The organism is Bradyrhizobium sp. USDA 3315 (assembly GCF_054056795.1).
The window spans coordinates 6,008,790-6,031,560 of the sequence record NZ_JBSRYP010000001.1 but is presented as its reverse complement, the minus strand read 5'-3'; the positions used below and the strand labels follow the sequence as shown (position 1 = coordinate 6,031,560).

The window sequence follows — 22,771 nt, the reverse complement described above, 5'->3', positions numbered from 1 at the left end:
CGTGGCATGCGGTCCGTTCCCGGACCATCTCGACAAGGCCGCCCGGGATGTATAGACGAGCGCGGCGTGTTCCGTGCCAAACGAGTTCGTGAGCGAATGGCCAGCTCCAAGCGGTATGACAAGATCGCCTTCGTCGCCAGCGCGAGCGTGGAAGCGCAGTCGGCGCTCGAGCAGCTGACGGAAATGTACGGCAACCATCTACCCGCGGATGCCGACGTCGTGGTCGCGCTCGGCGGCGACGGTTTGATGCTGCAGACGCTGCACGCCAACATGCGCAGCGGCAAGCCGATCTACGGCATGCACCGCGGCACGGTCGGCTTCCTGATGAACGAATATTCGACGCATGATCTGCGCGCCCGGCTTGCCGCCGCGCGGGAGTCGCTGATCAATCCGCTGTTGATGCGCGCGACCGACATCCACGGCGCCGTGCATCTGCATCATGCCATCAACGAGGTCGCGTTGTTCCGGCAGACCTACCAGGTCGCCAAGCTGCGCATCCTGATCGACGAGCACGAGCGGATGCCCGAGCTGATGGCCGACGGCATCCTGGTGGCGACGCCGGCCGGATCGACCGCCTACAACCTCTCCGCCCAGGGGCCAATCCTGCCGATCAACGCGGCGCTGTTGGCGCTGACCCCGATCAGCGCGTTCCGGCCGCGGCGCTGGCGCGGCGCGCTGCTGCCGAATTCCGCCTTCGTGGTGATCGAGGTGATCGAGGGCGAGAAGCGCCCGGTCGCCGCGGTCGCCGATCATGACGAGGTCCGCGACGTCCGCCGGGTCGAGGTGTTGTCCGACAAGACGATCGCGATGCGGATGCTGTTCGACCCCGGCCACTCGCTGGAAGAACGCATCCTGCGCGAGCAGTTCGGCTACTGACGGCGTCTGCCTCCTTGCCCGGCAACCAATCATTAACCCCGGGCGGGATATGGTTAACGTCGGGTAATACCGCATTGGCCCGGTATGCCCTATCAGGGCCGGACCATGTATCGCATCGATTTCAACAAGCTGCGATTTTTGATTTGCGACGACAATCCGCACATGCGCCGCATCCTGCGGACGCTGCTGCATTCGTTCGGCGCGCGCGAGGTGTATGAGGCCGAGGACGGCGCCACCGGGCTCGAGATGTATACGCACTACGTGCCCGACATCGTCATCACCGACTGGTCGATGCCGATCTTCGACGGGCTCGAGCTTGCGCAGATGATCCGGCAGCCGGAATCCAAGGGCAACCCCTACGCGCCGATCATCATGCTGACCGGGCATTCCGAGAAGCGCCGTGTCACCGTGGCGCGCGATGCCGGCGTCACCGAATTCTTGGCCAAGCCGATCTCGGCCAAGGGCCTCTACCAGCGCATCATGAACGTGGTCGCCAACCCGCGCCCGTTCATCAAGACCAAGACCTATTTCGGCCCCGACCGCCGCCGGAACACCACCAACACCTATATCGGCCCCGAACGCCGCGGCAGCGGCGAGGTCGAGGTGCTGCAACAACCGTCGCTGCTCGAAAAGGCGCGCTCGGCCATCTAGGACATCGCCATGGCGAAAGACAAACCCGGGACGATCGAGGTCAAGAGTTTCGGCACGCACCACGTCATCACGCAGCCCAATCCGCTGCGCAAGATGCTGCTGCGCGTCCCCGAGAGCGATCTCGACGATCCGGTCGGCCGCGCCGAAAAGGCGCTCGCCGGGCTGTCGGGCGAGTTCAAGGAGTGGATGACGATCGAGGCCGACCGCCTCTCCGCCGCACACGCCACCGTGCTGCGCGAGGGCTTCAGCGACAAGACGCGCGAGGAGCTGTTCCGCGCCGCGCATGACATCAAGGGTGATGCCGCGACATTCGGCTATCCGTCGGCGGCCGCAGCCGCGGAGAGCCTGTGCCGCATCATCGAGCACGCGCCGGATCTCGGCGCCGTGCCGCCGCAGCTGATTGCGCACCACATCAACGCCGTGCAGGCGATCGTGCGCAACCGCACCAAGCTCGACACCGCGGTCGTCGCCGGCGTGCTGAGCAAGCAGCTCCGCGGCATCGCCGACGAATTCCTGACCCACGCCAACCGCGACCGTCCCGAGCACCTCGAGGCGATCCTCGCGCCGAGCATCGCGCCCGGCGAATAGCCGCGCGGCCGGCTGCTCGCGTTGCGCAGCCCGCTCAAGCATCCATCGATGGGAAGGAAGCGCGGCCCTCAGGCCGCGATGAGATCGTCGTCGTAGGGCAGCACCGCGATGGCGTCTTCCGCGGCGAGCTCCTCGCAGAACATCCGTGCGTCCTCGCGGGCCGATTCGGTCGCAAAGCGGCGCAGCAGGATCAGGAGCGGCTCGGCCGCCGAATGATCGGTCTCGCAATGCGTCAGCACCCGCTCCACCATGCGGCGATGCAGCCGCGCCGCGCCGTCACCGCTGTCGACATAGCCGACCTCGTGGCTGGCCTCGAGCGCGACGCGGAACGCGGCGTAGGTGGATTCCGGCAAGCCGGCGCGGCGCAGCAGCGCCTGCAGGCCGTTGCCGCCGCGGTCGTTCAACAGCGCGGAGACGCGGCCATAGGGCAGCCCGGACAGTTCGGCGAGCGCCGCCCCGAACAGATCGAGATTGCCCGACAGCAGCGCGCGCAGGATCAACCCGGCGGTCAATTGCCCGGTGGCGCGCAGATGCGTGATCAGGTTCTGCATGTCGTCGCCGAAGGCGCGCGCGGCGATGTTCACCGTCGAGCGCTCCCTGGCCTCGCCGGCGATCCGGCCGGCCCGATCGCTGCCGAGCCAGTTTCGCGCGACGACGAACTGCGCCAGCGTGTCGGAGAGCTTTGCGACCAGCGCCAGCCGCGTTGCCGACGGCAAGTCTTCCAGCTGCAGCATCGATTCCCTGATGGCGGCGAGATGGCCGTGGCGCTCGACGATGCGATCCCAGGAGAACGGCGCGAGGCCGGCGTAAGGATTCTCGATCAGCTCGAGCGCGGCGGCCGCCGAGCCGACCTCGGCAATCGCGGCGGCGACGGAGGCCGGCAGATTGGTGCGGCGCGCGATCGCGCACTGCATCTCGTCGGAGCCAGTGGCGACGATGTCGACGAGGTCGGCATCGATTAAGAGCGGTGAATGTTCCAGCACCGGCAGCGCGATCGCCGGCTGGTCGGCCGACAGCGCCTGCACGATTGCGGCAGGTGCGTCCGCGCTGCGCGCGAACACCTCGGCCATCGCCTGCCGTACCAGCGGCGACGGGTCGTCGAGCAGCATCAGCAGCGCGCCTTCGGCTGCGATGCGGTCGTCCTCGGTGAGATCCGAGATGAGCCAGGCCCGGGCCAACGCCCGCGTTGCCTCTGCTCGCTCACCTGCAGGAGCGGTCCTAATCCAACTAATAAACTGCCGAACGATCATGGTCCTTCCGGCTTACGCAACGAAACGGCATCGACATACGACGCCACTGCAAGAAAAAATAAACCATGACGCTTAACAAAGGGTTCACCATAAACGTTTGGGATTATTGACGTTTCGTTAAAGCCGCAATGGCGCGCGGCTTCGCGCGCGCAGCAAGACAGCGCTAGGACGAATCCACATTCAGCGGAGCCAAATGCAGATTGCGGCGAGGTGGACGAATGCGAGGAAGTAGTCTGCTCGTCGGTCATATCGCGTGGCAAAGCGGCGGAAGTGTTTGAGCTTGTTGAAGCAACGCTCGATGCGGTTGCGTAGCTTGTAGATCGTCTCGTCATGCGGGATGGGGATCTTACGAGAGCGGGTTGAGGGGATTACCGCTTCGGCGTTCATGTCCGCGATGGTCGTGCGTAGATCATTGTTGTCGTAGGCCTTATCGGCCAACACGGCCTCGGCCTTGAAGCCTTCGAGCAGGGCTTTTGCGGTGAGGTTGTCGTGTCGTTGTCCGGCGGTGAGCATGAAGCGCAGCGGCCGACCGAGGCTGTCGCAGAGCATGTGGATCTTGGTGGTCAAACCACCTCGGGAACGCCCCAGTTCCTGAGTTTTGGCCCCCCTTTTCCGCTCGCAGCCTGCTGGTGGACACGAACCAGAGTGGTGTCGAGCATCAGGTATTTGTTGTCGCGATCCTTGATCAGCTCGGCAAACACCTTCTCCCAAACGCCAGCCTTGGCCCAGCGGGTGAAACGCGCGTGTACGCTCTTCCACTTGCCGTAGCGCTCCGGCAGGTGCTGCCAGTAGGCGCCGGACCGCAGAACCCACAAAACCCCGTTCACGAACAGGCGATTGTCGACACCGCTGCGGCCGGGATCGCCCACCTTGCCTGGCAGCAGAGGCGCAATCCGAGCCCATTGCGCATCACTTAGCTCATAGCGCTTCACACCCATCAGCACGCTCCGAATCAAAACGTCCGGAACGCATTGATTCAGCATCATTCAGCTATGGGAATCCTGAATGTGGATTGGTCCTAGCCGTTGCTGTAGGTGCCGCTCGGATCGCTGAACAGGTCGAGCCGTCCGGGCGCGCGGACCTTCGGCGTCGCCGATGACGTCAGCGAGGCGGAATTGCCCCACAGCTCCTGCACCGCCGGCGAGATCGGCTCCGAGCGGTCGCCGGCCTGGTAGAGCGAGCGGAAGGTCGGCGCCGGCTGTGCCGATGCCACAGCCGAGGTCGCGGCGACGGGCGCGGCCGACCGGGAGTCCGGGAAGGTCGAGAGATAGGACGCGGTATCCATGGTCAGCGCCGTCGTCGGCGCGGTGCCTGCGATCGCGTAAGGCGACATGGTGTCGCCGCCGGCCGCGGCGAAGGCGGTGCGCGTGTCCTGGGAGTTCGCGGCCGCGGCGTAGCGCGTGGTCAACACCGAATAGACCTGGCTGACGCTGCGCGCGTTGCCCGACCTGTCGTAGAAGATCGACTGGTTGGCGGCTGCCGCCTTCGGAAACATCGCGGCCGCATTGGCGCTCGGGCTGTCCTCGGCGCTCGAGATCAGCTTGCCGGCGCCGCCGACGCCCATGAAATGGGCCATGTACAGTTCGGCATCGGTCGGACGGCGGCCGAGCTTGCCGGTAAGCTTGAAGCTGTTGGACTGCGTCAGCACCGCCGCCATCGAGGACGCCGCGTCCGGATCGTCGCGCAGCTTCATGACCGCGGCGCGCGCCGAGGGATCGCTGACCGAATAGCTGCCGTCGGAATTCCTGGTGATGGCGTCGGCATACTGGCCATAACCGAGCTGGCTTCCAGCCTCCTTGACGGTGCCGAGCCAGGTCTGGTCGATGAATTGATAAAGTCCATGCGCCGACGAGGTCGTGGCGCCGGCCCGCGGGTTGAAATTGGATTCCATCTTCGCGGTCGTGAGCAGATATTCGAAGCTCGTGCCGGTGGTCGCGGCCGCCTGCTTGATCGAGCTTGCGACCTTCAGGCGCGAGGAATCGACACCTGCCGAAGCCGTCGCATTGAAGAGGTCGACCGCCATCTGTCCGGGTGCCTTGCCGGGCGCCGGCAATCGGCACCCATGTCCGGTCAAGGTGCCGTAATTATGGTTAATGGCGCGTTAATAGCGCCGGTTCAGGGCTGGGCCTCGTAGTAATGCGCGACCTGGTCGATCTCCTCGGCCGTCATCTGGCGCGCGATGTTGCGCATCTGCTGACTGATATCGTTGCGGCGGGCCCCGGATGCAAAGGCCTCGAGCTGCGCCTTGATGTAGACCGCCGACTGGCCGCCGAGCCAGGGGCTTCCCGCCTTGTTGTCGACATCGCCGTGGCAGGAGCCGCAAGGCGCGATGTTGCGCATCGGGGCGCCCGTCACCACGATCGCCGGCGCGGGACGCCCGGTATCCAGATTGTTCGAAGGCACCCGCGGCAGATAGGCGTAATAGGCCGCGACATCCTTCATGTCCTGATCGCTCATCGCCGCCGCGAACGGGCTCATCACCACGCTGACCCGCGCGCCGGTCTTGAAGTCGTTCAGCTCCTTGTAGGTCACCGCAGCAAATTGCCCGGCGAGGTTCGGTGAATGGGCGTCGCTGACGCCCTGCGGTCCGTGGCAGATCGCGCAGCGCTGCGCCAGCGTTGCGCCCCGCCCGATCGAGACCTGATCTGCCTTGGTCAGCATCTCCGATGTCATGACGACTTTGGACGTCTTGAAATCCGGCTTGATGCCGGCCTCCTGCACGGCGGCACGCGGAACGCCGGCAGCGCTGCAGATCGCATCCCAGACGCCGGCAAGCTTCAAATTGGGTTGCGCCAGCGGCAACCAGATCAGGCCTGCGACGGCCGACAACACAGCGATGGCAACCGTGATGCCGACGCTGGCGCCGAACCACGGATTGCGAAGCGAGAACAGCGGCTGGTCGCTCATCGGCCGGCTCCGACATAGACCGCGGGCACGCTGGTCTCGTTCAGCGCCATCAGCTGCGCGATCGGGAAACCATAATTCACCACGGTGAGACCGACCATCAACGCGAGCCACAGGCCGAATGAGTTGAGCGCGACCGGAATCCGCGCGGGCATGTGCAGCGGCACCGCGAAGCGGTACGCACCCGCCTCGCCTCGCGCGCCGAACTGCCCGCGGATCAGCACCAGCAGGAACAGCAGGCCCGATATCAGAAGAATGAACCCGCCGATTGCCGACATCGTGACCGACAAGGCCTGCGGCGAGATCGCCGGGTTGGCATAGTCATAATAGGCCATGCGGCGCGGCATGCCGAGAATACCGACATAGTGCCACGGGAAGGTGGTCACGATCATGCCGATGAACCACAGCCAGAGCTGCGTGCGCATCAGGCCAAAACTGTCCAGCGCACGGTCGGTCAGATGCGGCCACAGATCATAGGCGATGGCGAAATACATGATGACGATGGCGCCACCGAAGATCAGGTGGAAATGGCCGGTGATCCACTGCGTGTTGTGCACGGTGGCATCGAGCTGATAGCTCATGTTGATCAGACCGCCGGCGCCTCCGAAGCCGAGCATGACCAGCGACAGCGCCGTCGCCAGCATGATCGGATTGGACCATGGCAGCGCGCCGATCCAGCCGAAGGCGCCGCGGCCACCGCGCAGGCGGCTGGCAATCTCCGCCGAGGCGCAGATCGTGAACACCGTGAGCAGCGTCGGCAGCGCGACGAGGCCGGTGAACACGGAGTGCATGAACTTGAATCCGGCGCCGACCTGCGGATCGGCAAACAGGTGATGCACGCCGATCGGCATCGCCACCACGACGAACAGGATGAACGAGATCCGCGCCATCGGGTCGCTAAAGAGCCGGCCGCCGATCGCCCGCGGGAAGATCGTATAATAGGCGATGTAGGTCGGGATCAGCCAGAAATAGACGATGGCGTGCAGCGTCCAGGAGAAGAAGACGCGGGCCAGCCCCGCATCGATCGTCGACTTCAGCCCAAGCGCCACGGGCAGGATCTGGAACAGGATCTCAAGCGCCGCGCCGACCGCGGTCCAGCCCCAGAGCAGTGAGCCCGCAACATTGGCATACATCGCAAGCGGCACCGGCTTGCCCGGGTTCTCGCGCTTCCAGATCACGAAATTGGTCACCATCAGCGCGACCCAGATCCATGAGCCGACCACGACCATGACGACGCCGATGTAATAGAAGGGATTGCCGACCATCGGCGGATAGAAGGTGTAGAGCACCGAGGCGAGCCCGAGCGACACCGGGATCATCGCGACAACGGCGCCGACGGCGACCAGGAAGAAGCCCACCCAGGCCCAGCGCCGTCCAACCAGCTCTTTCTCGAGCGAGGCTTCGGTGATCGCGTAACCGAATCCCATCGCGATCAGTGTCGGGAATACGTATCCCATCGCCGAGCCATGGGCGGTGACCGAGCGATAGTAGAATTCCGGATTGAAATGCCAGGCGTTCAACGGGCTGCGCACGAACATCTGCCAGGCGCCGAGCACCAGCGCGACGCCGAACACGATGAAGGCAAGCCAGAAATGCGCCGCGATCAGTCGCTTGTTAATCAACACAGGTCAGCCTCCGCTTCGCTGCCGCCATGTCACGGAACGCAGCCTTGTCGACCACCTTGACCTTGCCCCACATGCCCTGGTGGCCGATGCCACAGAATTCCTGGCACGGCATCACGTGATCGCCCGGCGCCTTGAAGCGCACCGGCAGGTCGGTGACGTAGCCCGGCACCAGCATCGTGTTGATGTTGGTGCCCTCGATCAGGAAACCGTGGACGACATCGGCGCTGGTGGCGCGGAAGGTGATCGGCGTCTCCGCGGGCACCACGATGCATTGCGGTGTGAAGGAATATTGCTGGCCAATCGCACGCACGGTGACCGATCCGTCGGCCAGCATTTCGCTGCCGAGATTGCTCTCGACGAATTCGCCCGACAGATGCAGCGTCTTGGGATCGGCGGTTTCGACCCGGCCCTGCGGCATCGTCGCCTGATGGATGCCGATATAGGTCGCCATGCCGACCAGGACGCCGACAATGACGATCGACAGCGTCGCCCAGCGCCGCTCGATCCGTGCGGCAACGGCCTCACCGAGGCTGTGGTCAGTCTCGCTCGCCATCAGGGAACGCTCCGCGGCAGGAAGACCAGCAGATAGAATGCAAACCACAACCCGACCACGACGGCCGTCGCAATGCCCGCGACCGCGACCGCGCCACCTGGACCGGCGCGTACGATGGTCTCGACATCATCGTCTTCCGAGCCCGATGCCGGCGGTTGCGGCGAAGACGAGTTGATCATGATCGCGCTCCCCTTAACGCGCGACGAGACGAGGTTGACTAGTCATCGCGCTTTAGCTCCTTTGTTTGAGCATGATCGTTTCGGAAAACCGCTTCGCACTTTTCCGGATCATGCTTTAGTTCAGCGTTGCTGCCCGCAGTTCGTTGGCCTGCCGCGCCGACACCGGCTCGCCGCGATTGCCCCAGGCCGTTCGGATGTAGGTCACGACAGCCGCGACCTCGTCATCCGACAGCTTCTGCGCGAACGGCGGCATGCCGTGGGGCATCGGATTGCCCGACGTACCCGGCGGATACCCGCCATTGAGCACCATCCGGATCGGGTTCACCGCGGAGACCATCTGGATCGACTGATTGCCGGCAAGCGGCGGATAATCCGGCGGCATGCCCTGCCCGGTCGCGCCATGACAGCTTGCGCAGTCGCGGTCATAGATCGACTTGCCAAAGGACAGCAGCAGACTGCTCTCGGCCGACGGCAGCGAAGTCGACGCCTTCTCCGGAGGACCGCCCTGCGCAAGGCCCTTCAGGTAGACCGCCATCGCGCGCGCATCATCATCATTGAGATATTGCAGGCTGTTGTAGACGACCTCGGCCATCGGTCCGTACACGGCGCCCTTGGCGGACACGCCCTTGCGCAGATAGTCGACGATCTCCTCGATCGTCCAGTCGCCGAGCCCCGTCTCCTTGTTGGAGGTCAGCGACGGCGCGTACCAGTTCTGCATCGGGATCAGGCCGCCCTCGAAGGCCTGCGACTGCTTGCTGCCGCCGAGCGCATTGATCGGGGTGTGACACATCCCGCAATGACCCAGCCCCTCGACCAGGTAGTTACCTCTATTCCACTCCGCCGACTTCGTCGGATCAGGCTTGAACTCGCCTTCCCTGAAGAACAGCGTGCGCCAGCCGAGGATCAGCGAGCGGTTGTTGAACGGGAATGTCAGGTCGTGCGGCTTGTTGAGCTGCCTGACCGGTGGCACCGTGCGCAAATAGGCGTAGATCGCGTCGCTGTCCTCGCGCGTCACCTTGGTATAGGAGGCGAACGGCATCGCCGGATAGACCAGGCCGCCGTCGGGAAAGCGGCCATTGTGCATCATCTGGTAGAACTGATCGGAGGTCCACGTGCCGATCCCGGTCTGCGGATCGGGCGTGATGTTCGACGTGTAGAGCGTGCCGAATGGCGTCTTCATCGGGAGGCCGCCGGCGAAGGTCTTGCCTTCGCGCGCGGTGTGGCAGGCGATGCAATCGCCGGCGCGTGCGAGATACTCGCCCTTGGCGAGGACGGCCGGATCGGCCGCCTTCTGCTGCGCCGCTGCTCCAATCGGCGACAATGCCAGCATCAGTCCGACAAGCAGTCCTGTTAAGGTTCGCGACATCGGCACGATCCCTTCAATGCAGTTCGCTGCCGCATTCGAGCGGCATCGGAAGGCTGCCTCGCGGCGCGAAGGATGGATCCGCCGGCGCCGGACGCGAGGACAGATAGGCGGCCACCGCCTTCACGTCGTCCTCCGTCAGCAGGCCCGCGACGATCTGCATGCAATCGGGAGCGAACGCGGTCCGCGTGCCGTAGCGCCAGCCCCCGAGTTGGCCGCTGATATAGGCCGCGCGCAGGCCAAGCAGGCCGGGAATGCCGGGCTCCATGCCGCCCAATGTGGGACCATGGCAGGCCGAACAGGGCGGAATGCCGTGCTGCGGATCGCCGTTCTTCACGATCGTCTCGCCGCGCGCCAGGATCTCCTTGCTGTCGACCGGCGGGACCGGCGGCGGAAATGCCGGCCTGAGCGAGGCGAAATATTCAGCGATCTTCTTCAGGTAATCGTCGGTCTGAAACTCCAGCAGGTAGTTCATCGGCGGGTATTTCCGCCGTCCATCCCGGAATGCGATGAGCTGGTTGTAGAGATAGCCTGCCGGCTTGCCGGCCAGCCGCGGGAAATAGGCGTCGCTGGTGCCCTCGCCTTCGGCGCCGTGACACGGCGCACAGGCAAGGACGCGCGCGGCCATCGTATCGGGCGCACGCTCGGTCGTTTGCGATTGCGCCTCGCCGATCGGCCACACAGCCCAGGCAAAAAACCCAACAAGCGGTATCAGGCGATGCGCCACAGTTCACCCCCAGTGACGACCCTGCGCAACGGCTTGCGCATGGCGTAACAGGGGCCACGAAGTACACGACTTCGCCGCGCTGTACTTGATTCAGATCAATGATCTATTTGCGATAGACCTGCGCCGGATCGAACAGCTTCTCGGCGTCGACAAAGGACAGGCTGACATGCCCGCCCTCGTCCTTCACCGCGCGATAGAAGCAGGAGCGCCGTCCTGTGTGGCAGGCGGCGCCGATCTGCTCGACCTTGATCCACACCGCGTCCTGATCGCAATCCATCCGGATCTCGACCACGCGCTGGGTCTGGCCCGAGCTCTCGCCCTTGCGCCACAGCGCATTGCGCGAGCGGCTGAAGTACCAGCCTTCGCCGGTCGCGATCGTCTTGCGCAGGGCCTCGTCATTCATGTGCGCGACCATCAGCACATCGCCGGTCGCGGCATCGGTCGCGACGCAGGTCACAAGGCCTGCCGCGTCGAATTTGGGCTGGAAGGCCAGCCCCTCCTCGCGGTCGTGATCGTGGGTCGCTGCGGACACGGAAAACCTCGCTCAGGAAAATGCGAGGTTACCGGTTCGGTCCTCGCACCAGGGACAAGAAACGCTGCTGCTCCGCCGGATTGTCGCGGAACATGCCAGTGAAGCGGCTGGTGAAGGTCGATGCACCATGCTTGGCAACGCCGCGCACCGACATGCAGGTATGCTCCGCCTCGATCAGCACGGCAACGCCGCGCGGCTTCAGCACCTCGTCGATCGCAGCCGCGACCTGCGCGGTGAGATGCTCCTGGGTCTGCAGACGGCGGGCGAAGATGTCGGTCAACCGCGCCAGCTTGGAGAGGCCGACGACGCGCTCCACCGGCGTATAGGCAATATGCGCCTTGCCGTAGAACGGCATCATGTGATGCTCGCACTGCGAGGTGAACTCGATGTCGCGGACGAGGACGAAATCGTCGTAGCCGGCGGTCTCGCCGAAGGTGCGGTTCAGCACCTCGGCCGGGCACTGGTGGTAGCCCTGATAGAGCTCGTCATAGGCCTCGACGACCCGGCGCGGCGTGTCGAGCAGGCCCTCGCGGCCGGTGTTCTCGCCGATATAGGCGAGCAGCGTCTTCACGGCGTCCTCCGCCTCCGCCCGCGACGGGCGCGGCTGGTCGGCACGGACGGCCGCCGTCATGAATTCTGAGGGGTCGAGCTCGCCGGGCTTCGCGTCGGCCGGCTTGTTGGGGCGAATCGATTTGATCAAGGCGTCCATGTCTTCTCCGTTCGACCGGCCCTCGGATTTGACCTTGGTCCGGATGTGTCACCGGGCAGACGGGGCGGATGGTTCGACCGCCGGGCGCCTGAGTCCCACAATTGTAGCACCGCCGCGGCGGAGGTGGGCCGCGGTGGCTGCATGGCCGGGCTATGTTTCCGGCGTTGCCGCCCATATATAGGACGGTGCAACCCAGCCGCCAAGAGCGCCCGGCACCGCCGGAACCAGGCATCTGTCCCCATGCTGAACGACATTTACAACAAGCGGATCATCGAGTTGGCCGGCAATATTCCGCGCCTCGGACGGCTGGCCGACCCGGACGCCAGCGCCACCGCCCACTCCAAATTGTGCGGTTCGACCGTCAAGGTCGACCTCAAGATGGACGGTCCCGTGGTGACGGATTTCGCCCATGACGTGAAGGCCTGTGCGCTCGGCCAGGCCTCCTCCTCGATCATGGCGAGCCGGGTGGTGGGCTCGACCGCGGACGAGCTGCGCGAATTGCGCGAGACGGTCCGCAAGATGCTGAAGGAAAACGGCCAGCCCCCGCAGGGCGGCAAATGGGCCGATATCGCGCTGCTCGAGCCGGTGCGCGACTACAAGGCCCGCCATGCCTCGACCCTGCTGACCTTCGATGCCGTGGTCGATGCGATCGGCCAGATCGAGGCCAAGGCGAAGCAGCCGGCGTAAAATTGCATGTCAGGTCATTCCGGGGCGATGCGCAGCATCGAACCCGGAATCTCGAGGTTCCCCGATGCGCAATTGCGCATCTGTGGTCCGCTTACGCGTCCCGGAACGACGCGACAATGTGCGTTCTTACTGCGCGGGCTGGACCGGCGCCGGCGCCGCGCTGCCGCCGGTCGGCACCACGACCTCGGCGGTCTTGGTCGCTCTCGCCTGCGACGCCTCGCCCTCCATCGCGCTGCTCAAGAAGCGATCGTTGTTCTTCGGCTTCGCCTCGGCGACGGGAATTGCGTTGTCCTTGGTGTTGTCCTGCCGCGGCAGCACGTCGGCAACCGCATCGGTGGTGATGAGATTGGTCAGCCGCAATTCGGCCGCCGACAATTCGTGCAGGTCTTCCCACGGCGGCACGCTGAGCGAGAGCGCCAGCAGATCACCTGCGCCGCCCATGTCGAAGGTGTACTTGGCAAGACGGCCGATATCGCGCTCGACGATCATCAGGTCCTGCGCGGTGTAGCTCGCGGCCTTGGCGTCGTCGGCGCGATCGCCCATCCAGATCTGATGCACGCGGACATGGGCGGCCGGCGGAACGTAGCGCGTCTTGCCCGACAACAGCAGGAACACGCACATCGACTCGCAATAGGCATCCGGCAGAACGCTCGCGCGGCCACCCTGCGCGGCCTGATTGACGACGCTGGTACCGACCGTGGTCAGCACGCCGAGACCGCGGAAGCGGCGGCCGAGCGCGATCGCGTCGTTGACCGAGCCGCCGCTGGAATCGAGCACGACGGTGGCGCCGTTGAGCTGGCGGCCGCGCGCGAACTCGTCGAATTCCCTCGGACTATCGGCCGTGATGATGCCGACCGCGGACACCCAGCCGCGGCAATTCGGCTGGCAGGCGATCCAGCTGAACTTCATCGGCAGCTTGCGCTCTTCGAGGGTCGAATTGGCCTGCGCAGAACCGCCCGCCATGGCGGCGGTGCCGGAAGCTGCGAAGCAAAGAGCAACGGCGCCGGTAAGCGCCCAACTGCGCAACGAGAGCGACTTGACGAGCCTCAATTTGGTTCCTTCCCCCAAGCCCTTGGTGATGCGAGCGGTGGCAATGGCCCCATGGCAGTGCGCCACGATTCTGTCAGCGGCGCGTTATGGGAACGGTAGCGTTGCTGACCCGGACCGTCCATAGAGCCCTTGCTGCAGCGCCATCGGTGCTGTGCAATAATAACGAACTGTGGCGTAAATATCTGCAACAAAACAGTTCCTTGGCTTGGAACCCCCGCAAGACTACGTACATACTTGCGTATGCCGCCGACAAACCATTCAACGACACACCATCCACGATGCATGGACTGTGCCAGCACCATGCGCCGCTTGCCGCGCAACCTCGGCCGCGCCCTGATCTGGATCTACCGGCACACGCTGTCGCCGCTGGTCGGCTACAACTGCCGGCATCTGCCGACCTGCTCGGTCTATGGCGACGAGGCGATCGAACGCTTCGGCCTGTGGGGCGGCGGCTGGATGACGCTGGCGCGGCTGCTGCGCTGCCAGCCCTGGGGAACATCCGGGATCGATAATGTCCCGCTGACGAAGCCGCCCGGGGCACGCTGGTACCTGCCCTGGCGCTATGGCCGCTGGCGCGGCGTCAACGAAGGCTGACGCGGCGCCAACAACGGTTGACGCGGCGTCAACGACAATTGATCGGTTGCTGCGGCACGTCCAAGCGCAGCGCGCATTGCTGCCCGGCGGAACTGTGGCGATAGTTGGCGCATTGTTTCATTGCCCCCTTTGGGGAGGAAACAACAATGCGCTGGAAAATCAGCCACAACGGTCATGATCCCCGGCAGATCGACTTGCTGGCCGTGCTTGCCTTGCTCGTCGTGATCGTCGCCGCCTACGGCTACTTCACCCACAATCCGAACAAGCCGAGCACGACGGCGTTCATCGTGCCCAGCCAAAGCGTGAGGTGGTGACGCGCAGTCGAGCTCCCTGATGTTCCGCACGCGGATCGTTGTTGGGATGCTCTCGCGAACACAAACGTGAAAGCCAACCGTTCACTCGGCTGCGGCGGTGGCGGCCGTCCGTCGCGGCCGCGTAACGACCACGACCGCGAGCGCCGCCGCGACGAAGGCTGTAGCCACGTAGCCTGCGCTGTGCAGCCATTCGCGGGCGAACAGCAAGCCGCCGATCGCGGAGCCGATGGCCTGGCCGATATACAGCACCGAGGTATTGAGCGAGACCGACGCCGAAGCGAGCGCCGGCGCCGCACCGACCAGGCGTACCTGCTGCATCGAATTGGTCGATGCAAAGCCGAGGCCCCACACCGCGACGGAGGCGGCCATCAGGGCGTAGGCGCCGGCGCTCAGCGCCCAGCCGGCGACGCCTGCGAGCAGCAGCACGGTGAACAGGACCGAGGTTTTCCAGGCGCCCCACGAGTCCACCACGCGCGTTGCGATCACGATGCCGACGAACCCGAAGATGCCGTAGAGCGCGAACACGATCCCGACGGCGTCCGCATTGGCGCCGGTCAGTTTGGCGAGCAGCGGTCCCATGAAGGTGAACACCACGAACTGGCCGGACATCTGCAGCGTCGTGATCGACAGCAGCAGAATGACCATCGGATTGCGGCCGAGATCGACCCAGGTTCTGAGGTCAACCGGCGCGCTGTGCAGTCCGCCTGGCAGCCGCCACCACAGCAGCAGGGAGCTGACGAGCCCGGTCAGCGCGATCGCGCCATAGGTCGCGCGAAAGCCGTAGCGGCTTGCGATGAAGGTGATCAGCGGCAGCCCGATCGCGGCAGCAAGCGACCAGCCGAGGAAGATGTAGGCAATCGTGCTACCGCGCTTCTCCACCGGCACGATCAGTGCCGCGGTGCCCGCCGCCTGCGGCGTGTAGAGCACGCCGACCGCGAGCATCACCAGCCGAATGATCAGGAGGCTGTCGTAGTTCGGCACAAAGGCGGATGCCGCATTGGTCAGCGTCAGCACCAGCAGCGTCGCCGTCAGCAAGGCCCGCCGCTCGATCCGGCTGGTCAGCCACGCCGTCGCCGGCGAGCCCACGCACAGCACGATCGCGCCGAAGGTGATCAGGAGACCCGCGGTGTGGATCGTGACGCCGAGTCCGTCGGACAACTCCGCCAGCATGCCGGCCGGCGCCAGCACCGAGCAGCCGGTGACGATGTTGCCGAGCATCAATGCGGTGGGAGCGAAGCGTTTCACGCCGCGTTGTTAGCAGACGCCGAGATCGATGCAACTGCATCTAAATGCATGGCACCTTATCGAACGGCGCCTCTTGCGCTCATCGCGACGGCGATGCCGCCGGCACCGCACTAACGCTCGGCGACGCGGCGGCCGGCAACGGGCTCGCAGGCTTCGGGCCGGCGGTCGCCGCCGGGCATGATGCCAGAAGCTGCGTCCACCCCTGCTCCAGCCCGGTGGTGCCGATATCGAATGTCGCAAGGCCGGACTTGACGTCAGACTTGGCGTCGAGCTTGGCGTCGGTTGCCGGCGCGCTTTCGCCGATCTGCAGATGCGGGGCCGCGAGCATCGCCTTGACGATGTCCGAGGTCACCGCCTCGCTCCAGACCTCGTATTTGCCGAACCGCGCCGACCGGCCGAATGCAACGGTCCTGGTCGCGCCGGCCATCATCAGCACCGTGCTCTTGCCGGCTGCCCCCTCCTCAAACTCGCGCACGAACATCAGCCGCCCGCGATCCTTGCTCTCGCAGAACAGCCGCCACTCCATCATGCGGAACGCACTGCCGTCGGCCCTTTTCTGCTGCACGATCTTGCGAACATAGGGCCGTGTTTCCTTCTCCACCGCCCACAGGGTTTCCGGCAGCGGCCGCGTATCGATGCCGAATCGATAAAGCTCCGGCCGCGTCAGCACGTGCAGGTCCTCGAACTTCACGGACTTGATGAGGTCGCTGAGCTCATGGCTGATGCCCATCGCCGCGAGGAATACATTGCGGTCGCGATCGGCGCTCACCATCTCGCGCCGCCTGAAGTCCGCGACGACCTGCGCAGGCGGATGTCCGTGCACGACGAACATCAGCTTGGAGTTATGCACCGCGAGCACCGAATCGGGCGCCACTTCGCGGCTGGTCGCGCCCAGGAACAGATAGGCGCAGGCCGACACGCACATCGCGTTGCGCGTGGTGAGCTCGGCCTCGACCTCCCCCTTGGCAGCCTTGATCTTCAGGCAGGCGGCGTCGATCTGCGTGCCGGTGGAACAGGCCGGCACGATGGTACGGCCGACCCGGGCGATTGCCTTGTGCGCGCGCAGGAACCGCGCGATCCCATAGGACTGCTCGACGTTTCCGCCCGGCGAATGAAGGTAGATCGGAAGCTGCCTGTCCTTGTTGGCAAACAGGAAGGTGCGAATCCGCTGCGCGGCTTCCCGATCGATCTCGCCTTCGATCGCGATCCAGCGATCGCAGCCGGCGCCGCAGGCGTTCGCCGGCCCATGGGCGAGATAGATGGTCAGCTTCTTCGCAAATCCGGCCTTCTGGACCGATGTCTCTTCCGCCCGCAACACGCCCGGGATCAGAAGCAACGCCACGAAAAACAGGAGACGGGAAAACATGAACCTTGCGGATCGCGCGATGGCGGAAAATGGAGGCCGGACGTTAGACGATGATCGGCAGCGTCGCAACGATCCGTGGCGTCGCCTGCAGCCGAGCCTTGTTCAAATCCGCGCGGCCGGAGGCCCATTTTCTTGATATTGCCGGATTGCAGGCGTCAAATCCCCTGCTATACCGCTGCTTTCCGCTTACCTGCGCTCGTTCGCAGGAGTGAGCTACAGGAGACACCATGGCCGATACGCCACCCAAATCCGAATCCGGATTCCAGTACAGCCTCTCTAACCTCAAACCCGCAGAACCCGTGAACAAGATCGTCCTCACCTTCCCTGACGGAGCGAGGCGCGATTTCCCGAAAGGGACCACCGGTCTCGACATCGCCAAAGGCATTTCGCCCTCGCTCGCCAAGCGCACCGTCGCGATGGCGCTCGACGGCACGCTTGCCGACCTCAATGATCCGATCGAGGCCGACGCCAAAATCGAGCTGATCGGCCGCGAAGATCCGCGCGCGCTGGAACTGATCCGGCACGATGCCGCGCATGTGCTGGCGGAGGCCGTGCAGTCGCTGTGGCCGGGCACCCAGGTCACGATCGGCCCGGTGATCGAGAACGGCTTCTACTACGACTTCTTCCGCAACGAGCCGTTCACCCCGGAAGATTTTGCCGCGATCGAGAAGCGGATGCGCGAGATCGTCGCGCGCGACAAGCCGTTCACCAAGGAAGTCTGGGATCGCGAGAAGACCAAGCAGGTGTTCCGCGACAAGGGCGAGGCCTTCAAGGTCGAGCTGGTCGACGCCATTCCCGGCAACGAGCCGATCAAGATCTACTTCCAGGGCGACTGGTTCGATCTCTGCCGCGGCCCGCACATGACCTCGACCGGCAAGATCGGCAACGCGTTCAAGCTGATGAAGGTGGCGGGCGCGTATTGGCGCGGCGATTCCAACAATCCGATGTTGACCCGCGTCTACGGCACGGCATTCGCCAGGCAGGAAGACCTCGACGCCTATCTCAAGCAGATCGAGGAAACCGAGAAGCGCGACCACCGCAAGCTCGGCCGCGAGCTCGACCTGTTCCACTTCCAGGAGGAAGGCCCGGGCGTGGTGTTCTGGCACCCCAAGGGCTGGACCATCTTCCAGCAGTTGATCGCCTATATGCGGCGCCGGCTGCTCGGCGACTACGACGAGGTCAACGCTCCGCAGATCCTCGACAAGGCGCTGTGGGAAACCTCGGGCCATTGGGACTGGTACCGCGAGAACATGTTCGCGGCGCAGTCCGCCGGCGACGAGGCCGAGGACAAGCGTTGGTTCGCGCTGAAGCCGATGAACTGTCCGGGCCATGTGCAGATCTTCAAGCACGGGCTGAAGAGCTACCGCGACCTGCCGTTGCGGCTCGCCGAGTTCGGCGTCGTGCATCGCTACGAGCCGTCGGGCGCGATGCACGGCCTGATGCGGGTGCGCGGCTTCACCCAGGACGACGCCCATGTGTTCTGCACCGAGCAGCAGCTCGCCGACGAGTGCCTCAAGATCAACGACCTGATCCTGTCGACCTACGCCGATTTCGGCTTCGACGGCGAGCTCACCGTCAAGCTCTCGACGCGGCCGGAGAAGCGCGTCGGCACCGACGAGATGTGGGATCACGCCGAGCGCGTGATGGCGACGGTCCTGTCGGAAATCAAGGCCAAGGGCAGCAACCGCATCCGGACCGAGATCAATCCGGGCGAAGGCGCGTTCTACGGACCGAAGTTCGAGTATGTGCTGCGCGACGCCATCGGCCGCGACTGGCAGTGCGGCACGACCCAGGTCGACTTCAACCTGCCGGAGCGGTTCGGCGCGTTCTACATCGATCATGACGGCTCGAAGAAGGCGCCTGTCATGGTGCACCGCGCGATCTGCGGTTCGATGGAGCGCTTCATCGGCATCCTGATCGAGCACTATGCCGGCAACTTCCCGCTCTGGCTGGCGCCGACCCAGCTCGTGGTCACGACCATCACCTCCGAAGGCGACGAGTACGCCAAGGTGGTGGCGGCGACCGCGCGCCGCGCCGGGCTGCGGGTCGAGATCGACCTGCGCAACGAGAAGATCAACTACAAGGTCCGCGAGCACTCGCTGGCCAAGATCCCGGCCCTGCTCGTCGTCGGCAAGAAGGAAGCCGAGACCCACTCGGTCTCGGTCCGCCGTCTCGGCAGCGAGCGGCAGACGGTGATGCCGACCGATGAGGCGATCGCCGCGCTGGTCGATGAGGCGACGCCGCCCGACGTGAAGCGGGCGCGATCCGTCGCCTGATCTTCACAATCGGTCTAAACTGGCTTTCATTGGCTCGGTCGTGCCCCCATCTTGGGGGCACGACTCCCCTTGAAGGACATCTCCGTGCCCGATGCCATTGAACTCCTGAAGACGCGCCGCTCGATGAAACCGCGCGAGATGACCGGCCCGGGCCCGTCCGCGGCCGAGCTCGAGACCATTTTGACGATCGGCGCACGCGTACCCGACCACGGCAAGCTCGCGCCCTGGCGCTTCATCGTGTTCGAGGGCGATGCCCGCGCGCGGGCCGGCGACGTGATCGCAAAGGTCTTCGCCCGGAAGAATCCCGGGGCGCCGGCCTCCGACATCGAGGTCGAGAAGAAACGCCTGACCGACGCGCCGCTGGTGATCGGCGTGGTCTCCTTCACCAAGCCGCACCCCAAGGTGCCGCCGTGGGAGCAGGAATTGTCGGCGGGCGCCAGCGCGATGAACATCGTTACCGCGGCGACCGCGCTCGGCTACGGCGCCTGCTGGCTGACCGGCTGGTTTGTCTTCGACCGCGACGTGCTCGACGGCCTCGGCCTGAAGCCGGACGAGAAGCTCGCCGGGCTCATTCACATCGGCACCCCGACCAGGCCGAGCGAGGACCGCCCGCGCCCGGCCCTGTCCGATATCGTGACGCGGTTCTAGGGTATAGCCTTGTAGCCCGCATGAGCGGAGCGATATGCGGGACACTCGTCCCGGGTGTCGCTTCGCTCACCCGGGCTACAAAAGCCCTCGCCATTGTCGGGCATGACGACTACGCCGCCTTCGACGCACGCTCCGCAAAGCCGCTCAGCAAGGCCGCGATCTCGCCGGCCGGTCTCGCCGCGCTGAACAGAAATCCCTGCACCTCGTTGCAACCTTCGGCGCGCAGCCAGTCGAGCTGGTCTGTCGTCTCGACCCCTTCCGCGGTCGTGGTGATCCTGAGGCTGCGGCCAAGGCCCGAGATCGCGCGCACGATCGCGAGGCAATCGGAGCGCCGCGCCAGATCCTTCACGAAGGAGCGGTCGATCTTGATCTTGTCGAACGGGAAGCTGCGCAGATAGCTCAGGCTGGAATAGCCGGTGCCGAAATCGTCCATCGAGATGCTGACGCCCAGTTCGCGCAGCTGATGCAGGATCGCGAGGTTGGCCTCGGTTTCCGCCAGGAACACCGACTCGGTGATCTCGAGCTCGAGCCGCCGCGCCGACAGGCCGGAATGCGCCAGCGCCGAGATCACGGCCTGGACCAGATTGCGGCTGCGGAACTGCACCGGCGACAGATTGACGGCGACCTTGACGTCGGCGGGCCACTTGATCGCCTCCGAGCAGGCTTCGCGCAGCACCCATTCGCCGAGCGCGACGATCAGGCCGATGTCTTCGGCAACCGGGATGAACTCCGCAGGCGAGACCATGCCCTTCTGCGGGTGCCGCCAGCGCAGCAGCGACTCGAAGCCAGAGATGCGGTCGGCCGCGATGTCGACCAGCGGCTGGTAGTGCAGCTCGAACTCGCCGTTGCTGAAGGCCGCGCGCAGATCGCGCTCCATGTCGCGGCGCTTCTGCGCCTGCTGATCCATCTCCGGTTCGAAGAAATGATGCACGCCGCCCCCCTCGGACTTGGCGCGGTACAGCGCCATGTCGGCATTGCGCATCAATTCTTCCGACGTCGTGCCGTCGCCCGGTGACAGCGCGATGCCGACGCTGGCGCCGACCACGACCTCGAGCCCGTCGATGTTGTAGGGCGCGCTCAGCGCTTCGATCAGCCGTTCGGCGAAAGCGCTCGCCTCGTTCGGCGAAACGTCGGCCGCAAGCACGATCGCGAATTCGTCGCCGCCGAGGCGGGCCGCCACATTGTCGTCGCGGACCACCTCGCGCAGCCGCTCCGCCACCAGCTTGAGCAGCCGGTCGCCCATCGGATGCCCGAAGGAGTCGTTGACGTTCTTGAACAGGTCGAGGTCGATGCACATCACCGCGACGCGCTTGTTGCCGCTGCGGCCGCGCTCCAGCGCCTCGCGCAGGCGCTCCTGGTAGAAATCGCGGTTCGGCAGATTGGTGAGCCCGTCATGGTGCGCCATATGTGCGATCCGCGCTTCGGCGGCGCGGCGCTCGGTGATGTCGACCACCGCGACCAAATAGCCGTCGCGGCCCTCGAACGCCACCTTGCGTCCGAAGGTCAGCACATGGATCTCGCTGCCATCGGCCCTGATGTGCCGCCAGTCGCGGCTCGATTGATAGACGTCGCCGATCTCGCGCAAGGCGGCGCTGTGCACGCTCCACTCATCCACCGGCCAGATCTGGCGCAGCGTCATGCCGAGAAACTTTTCCCGGCTGTATCCATAGTGCTGAACGGCGGCGTCGTTGACGCTGAGGAATTCCATCGTGCCGGCGTCGAACACCCACATCGGCATCGGGTTGTTCTCGAACAGCAGGCGGAACGACAGCTCGCGCTGCTTCAGCGCGGTGACGTCGGAGACGGTCAGCGACAGCATGTCGCCGAACGCCGTGACGCCGAGCCGCAGGCAGCGATCGCCGCTGTCGATCTCGAACTGCCCGCCCGGGCCGCCGCCGACAAATCCACGCAGACGGCTCATCACCGCTGACGCCGCAAGCGGGTTGCCGCCGGCGCTGAGCCGGCGCCACAGCAATTCGGTCGCAGGCTGCATCAGCAGCCTTGCGGCGCCCTGGTTGAGATGCACGATCTGGAAGTCGGCCGGCTCGCCGCGCGCATCGCGGATCGCGGCGAGCGACAGCACGCCCTCGTCGGTGGCCGAGAAAATCGTATCGAGCAGATTGTACTGCGCATTGCGCTCGTTGACATAGACGCCGACCAGGATACCGCCCCAGCGCGACCGCGTCGGCAGCGCCAGCACGTCGAAGGTCCGCACCAACCCGTCGCGGACGCAATGCGCCGACGCCAGATAGGGCCGGCAGTTCTCGCGCGCGTTTGCGGCGGCTTCGGTCAACGCGGTGGCGCAATCCGGCGGCAGGGCGCTGAGCGGAATGTCCCAGCGCTCGTCGTTCAGCCATGTCTGGACATAGCGGCCGGCGTGCGAGACGCTGAGCATGCCATCTACGCTCCGCAGCAGCACGATATGATCCGCGAGCCGGCCGAGACTGCCGAGCATCACGTCTTCATAGTGCGGCAGCTTTTCGCCGGGACGGACCGCGGCCTGCCACTTGCGTTGCAGAACCGGTACGTCGGCGAACATCTCGGAATTGAATTTGGCCGATGCTTTTGCTGATTTCTTGTTGGCCATGACCATGGCGCGCCCCACGCAAACACTAGTCCCCGCGACATCCAAGT

Annotated in this window: 23 protein-coding genes; 8 read left to right on the top strand and 15 right to left on the bottom strand. The window is 65.1% G+C overall.

The features are described from left to right. Positions 1-96 precede the first annotated feature (96 nt). The 3 genes from ACVIYL_RS28075 to ACVIYL_RS28065 all read left to right on the top strand — a co-directional run bounded on the left by ACVIYL_RS28075 (position 97) and on the right by ACVIYL_RS28065 (position 2,115). Positions 97-876 carry an NAD kinase gene (locus tag ACVIYL_RS28075; RefSeq protein ID WP_253608058.1) on the top strand — a complete coding sequence of 260 codons (780 nt, stop codon included), beginning with the start codon at positions 97-99 and terminating at the stop codon, positions 874-876. Positions 877-981: 105 nt separating this feature from the next. Then, on the top strand, positions 982-1,527 hold the full coding sequence (locus ACVIYL_RS28070) for a response regulator (protein WP_456780336.1): 546 nt from the start codon (positions 982-984) through the stop codon (positions 1,525-1,527). A 9-nt stretch (positions 1,528-1,536) separates the two neighbouring features. After that, a complete protein-coding gene (locus ACVIYL_RS28065; protein ID WP_456780335.1) occupies positions 1,537-2,115 on the top strand; it encodes an Hpt domain-containing protein in 579 nt (192 codons plus the stop codon). 68 nt (positions 2,116-2,183) lie between these two features. Here the strand turns inward: ACVIYL_RS28065 and ACVIYL_RS28060 are convergent, their stop codons facing one another. The 11 genes from ACVIYL_RS28060 to folE form a co-directional block, all read right to left on the bottom strand. After that, the gene (locus ACVIYL_RS28060; protein WP_456780334.1) at positions 2,184-3,365 is read right to left on the bottom strand and encodes a DUF2336 domain-containing protein; all 1,182 of its coding nucleotides are present in this window, start codon (positions 3,363-3,365) and stop codon (positions 2,184-2,186) included. 180 nt (positions 3,366-3,545) lie between these two features. Next, positions 3,546-4,303 (bottom strand): IS5 family transposase gene (locus ACVIYL_RS28055; RefSeq protein ID WP_256558577.1). Its coding sequence is split into 2 segments (ribosomal slippage): positions 3,546-3,967 and positions 3,967-4,303, totalling 759 coding nucleotides; the frame shifts between segments, so codons are not numbered across the junction. A gap of 80 nt (positions 4,304-4,383) precedes the next feature. Continuing rightward, positions 4,384-5,388: a transglycosylase SLT domain-containing protein gene (locus ACVIYL_RS28050; RefSeq protein ID WP_456780333.1), complete on the bottom strand. Its 1,005-nt coding sequence runs from the start codon at positions 5,386-5,388 to the stop codon at positions 4,384-4,386. Between the two features lie 92 nt (positions 5,389-5,480). Continuing rightward, on the bottom strand, positions 5,481-6,272 hold the full coding sequence (locus tag ACVIYL_RS28045) for a c-type cytochrome (protein WP_456780332.1): 792 nt from the start codon (positions 6,270-6,272) through the stop codon (positions 5,481-5,483). After that, positions 6,269-7,894, bottom strand: coding sequence for a b(o/a)3-type cytochrome-c oxidase subunit 1 (locus ACVIYL_RS28040; protein ID WP_456780331.1), 1,626 nt, complete (start codon positions 7,892-7,894; stop codon positions 6,269-6,271). The genes ACVIYL_RS28045 and ACVIYL_RS28040 overlap by 4 nt, the downstream gene beginning before the upstream one ends. Further along, positions 7,884-8,447: a cupredoxin domain-containing protein gene (locus ACVIYL_RS28035; protein WP_057019660.1), complete on the bottom strand. Its 564-nt coding sequence runs from the start codon at positions 8,445-8,447 to the stop codon at positions 7,884-7,886. Before ACVIYL_RS28035 ends, ACVIYL_RS28040 begins: the two co-directional genes overlap by 11 nt. Then, positions 8,447-8,626 (bottom strand): hypothetical protein, encoded by a 180-nt coding sequence (locus ACVIYL_RS28030; RefSeq protein ID WP_016843914.1) that lies wholly within the window; start codon positions 8,624-8,626, stop codon positions 8,447-8,449. The genes ACVIYL_RS28035 and ACVIYL_RS28030 overlap by 1 nt, the downstream gene beginning before the upstream one ends. A 115-nt stretch (positions 8,627-8,741) precedes the next feature. After that, the gene (locus tag ACVIYL_RS28025; protein WP_456780330.1) at positions 8,742-9,992 is read right to left on the bottom strand and encodes a c-type cytochrome; all 1,251 of its coding nucleotides are present in this window, start codon (positions 9,990-9,992) and stop codon (positions 8,742-8,744) included. A gap of 13 nt (positions 9,993-10,005) precedes the next feature. Beyond that, positions 10,006-10,704 (bottom strand): c-type cytochrome, encoded by a 699-nt coding sequence (locus ACVIYL_RS28020; protein WP_456781900.1) that lies wholly within the window; start codon positions 10,702-10,704, stop codon positions 10,006-10,008. Positions 10,705-10,819: 115 nt separating this feature from the next. Next, positions 10,820-11,248, bottom strand: coding sequence for a phosphoribosyl-AMP cyclohydrolase (hisI, locus tag ACVIYL_RS28015; RefSeq protein WP_057019662.1), 429 nt, complete (start codon positions 11,246-11,248; stop codon positions 10,820-10,822). Between the two features lie 28 nt (positions 11,249-11,276). After that, on the bottom strand, positions 11,277-11,957 hold the full coding sequence (folE, locus tag ACVIYL_RS28010; protein WP_016843918.1) for a GTP cyclohydrolase I FolE: 681 nt from the start codon (positions 11,955-11,957) through the stop codon (positions 11,277-11,279). A 240-nt stretch (positions 11,958-12,197) separates the two neighbouring features. On the opposite strand from folE, the gene ACVIYL_RS28005 reads away from it, so the two are divergent. After that, positions 12,198-12,644 (top strand): iron-sulfur cluster assembly scaffold protein, encoded by a 447-nt coding sequence (locus ACVIYL_RS28005; protein WP_057019663.1) that lies wholly within the window; start codon positions 12,198-12,200, stop codon positions 12,642-12,644. Positions 12,645-12,770: 126 nt separating this feature from the next. Here ACVIYL_RS28005 and ACVIYL_RS28000 read toward each other — a convergent pair whose 3' ends face one another. Continuing rightward, positions 12,771-13,694 (bottom strand): hypothetical protein, encoded by a 924-nt coding sequence (locus ACVIYL_RS28000; RefSeq protein ID WP_456780329.1) that lies wholly within the window; start codon positions 13,692-13,694, stop codon positions 12,771-12,773. A gap of 282 nt (positions 13,695-13,976) precedes the next feature. Between ACVIYL_RS28000 and yidD the strand changes: the two genes are divergently transcribed. Together yidD and ACVIYL_RS27990 are read left to right on the top strand one after the other, a co-directional pair. Continuing rightward, positions 13,977-14,288, top strand: a complete 312-nt coding sequence (gene yidD / locus ACVIYL_RS27995) for a membrane protein insertion efficiency factor YidD (RefSeq protein ID WP_076831624.1) — start codon at positions 13,977-13,979, stop codon at positions 14,286-14,288. 146 nt (positions 14,289-14,434) lie between these two features. Beyond that, entirely contained in the window at positions 14,435-14,602 is a 168-nt protein-coding gene (locus tag ACVIYL_RS27990; protein ID WP_016843922.1) for a hypothetical protein, read from the top strand. 81 nt (positions 14,603-14,683) lie between these two features. Here ACVIYL_RS27990 and ACVIYL_RS27985 read toward each other — a convergent pair whose 3' ends face one another. Then, on the bottom strand, positions 14,684-15,820 hold the full coding sequence (locus tag ACVIYL_RS27985) for an MFS transporter (RefSeq protein WP_253609985.1): 1,137 nt from the start codon (positions 15,818-15,820) through the stop codon (positions 14,684-14,686). Between the two features lie 106 nt (positions 15,821-15,926). Beyond that, the gene (locus ACVIYL_RS27980) at positions 15,927-17,213 is read right to left on the bottom strand and encodes an ATP-dependent Clp protease proteolytic subunit (protein WP_456780328.1); all 1,287 of its coding nucleotides are present in this window, start codon (positions 17,211-17,213) and stop codon (positions 15,927-15,929) included. A gap of 227 nt (positions 17,214-17,440) precedes the next feature. Here ACVIYL_RS27980 and thrS point away from each other — a divergent pair, with 227 nt between their 5' ends. Continuing rightward, on the top strand, positions 17,441-19,489 hold the full coding sequence (gene thrS, locus ACVIYL_RS27975) for a threonine--tRNA ligase (RefSeq protein WP_456780327.1): 2,049 nt from the start codon (positions 17,441-17,443) through the stop codon (positions 19,487-19,489). Between the two features lie 84 nt (positions 19,490-19,573). Continuing rightward, positions 19,574-20,137 carry a nitroreductase family protein gene (locus tag ACVIYL_RS27970; protein ID WP_076831733.1) on the top strand — a complete coding sequence of 188 codons (564 nt, stop codon included), beginning with the start codon at positions 19,574-19,576 and terminating at the stop codon, positions 20,135-20,137. Between the two features lie 109 nt (positions 20,138-20,246). Here the strand turns inward: ACVIYL_RS27970 and ACVIYL_RS27965 are convergent, their stop codons facing one another. After that, complete coding sequence (locus ACVIYL_RS27965; RefSeq protein WP_310881616.1) at positions 20,247-22,730, bottom strand: putative bifunctional diguanylate cyclase/phosphodiesterase; 2,484 nt, start codon at positions 22,728-22,730, stop codon at positions 20,247-20,249. Positions 22,731-22,771 lie beyond the last annotated feature (41 nt).

What these genes read in the sequence shown, in the direction of transcription:
- ACVIYL_RS28075 (WP_253608058.1), top strand. Translation starts at nt 97, where the DNA reads ATGGCCAGCTCCAAGCGGTATGACAAGATCGCCTTCGTCGCCAGCGCG.
- ACVIYL_RS28070 (WP_456780336.1), top strand. Translation starts at nt 982, where the DNA reads ATGTATCGCATCGATTTCAACAAGCTGCGATTTTTGATTTGCGACGAC.
- ACVIYL_RS28065 (WP_456780335.1), top strand. Translation starts at nt 1,537, where the DNA reads ATGGCGAAAGACAAACCCGGGACGATCGAGGTCAAGAGTTTCGGCACG.
- ACVIYL_RS28060 (WP_456780334.1), bottom strand. Translation starts at nt 3,365, where the DNA reads ATGATCGTTCGGCAGTTTATTAGTTGGATTAGGACCGCTCCTGCAGGT.
- ACVIYL_RS28050 (WP_456780333.1), bottom strand. Translation starts at nt 5,388, where the DNA reads ATGGCGGTCGACCTCTTCAATGCGACGGCTTCGGCAGGTGTCGATTCC.
- ACVIYL_RS28045 (WP_456780332.1), bottom strand. Translation starts at nt 6,272, where the DNA reads ATGAGCGACCAGCCGCTGTTCTCGCTTCGCAATCCGTGGTTCGGCGCC.
- ACVIYL_RS28035 (WP_057019660.1), bottom strand. Translation starts at nt 8,447, where the DNA reads ATGGCGAGCGAGACTGACCACAGCCTCGGTGAGGCCGTTGCCGCACGG.
- ACVIYL_RS28030 (WP_016843914.1), bottom strand. Translation starts at nt 8,626, where the DNA reads ATGATCAACTCGTCTTCGCCGCAACCGCCGGCATCGGGCTCGGAAGAC.
- ACVIYL_RS28025 (WP_456780330.1), bottom strand. Translation starts at nt 9,992, where the DNA reads ATGTCGCGAACCTTAACAGGACTGCTTGTCGGACTGATGCTGGCATTG.
- folE (WP_016843918.1), bottom strand. Translation starts at nt 11,957, where the DNA reads ATGGACGCCTTGATCAAATCGATTCGCCCCAACAAGCCGGCCGACGCG.
- ACVIYL_RS28005 (WP_057019663.1), top strand. Translation starts at nt 12,198, where the DNA reads ATGCTGAACGACATTTACAACAAGCGGATCATCGAGTTGGCCGGCAAT.
- yidD (WP_076831624.1), top strand. Translation starts at nt 13,977, where the DNA reads ATGGACTGTGCCAGCACCATGCGCCGCTTGCCGCGCAACCTCGGCCGC.
- ACVIYL_RS27990 (WP_016843922.1), top strand. Translation starts at nt 14,435, where the DNA reads ATGCGCTGGAAAATCAGCCACAACGGTCATGATCCCCGGCAGATCGAC.
- ACVIYL_RS27985 (WP_253609985.1), bottom strand. Translation starts at nt 15,820, where the DNA reads ATGCTCGGCAACATCGTCACCGGCTGCTCGGTGCTGGCGCCGGCCGGC.
- ACVIYL_RS27980 (WP_456780328.1), bottom strand. Translation starts at nt 17,213, where the DNA reads ATGTTTTCCCGTCTCCTGTTTTTCGTGGCGTTGCTTCTGATCCCGGGC.
- thrS (WP_456780327.1), top strand. Translation starts at nt 17,441, where the DNA reads ATGGCCGATACGCCACCCAAATCCGAATCCGGATTCCAGTACAGCCTC.
- ACVIYL_RS27965 (WP_310881616.1), bottom strand. Translation starts at nt 22,730, where the DNA reads ATGGTCATGGCCAACAAGAAATCAGCAAAAGCATCGGCCAAATTCAAT.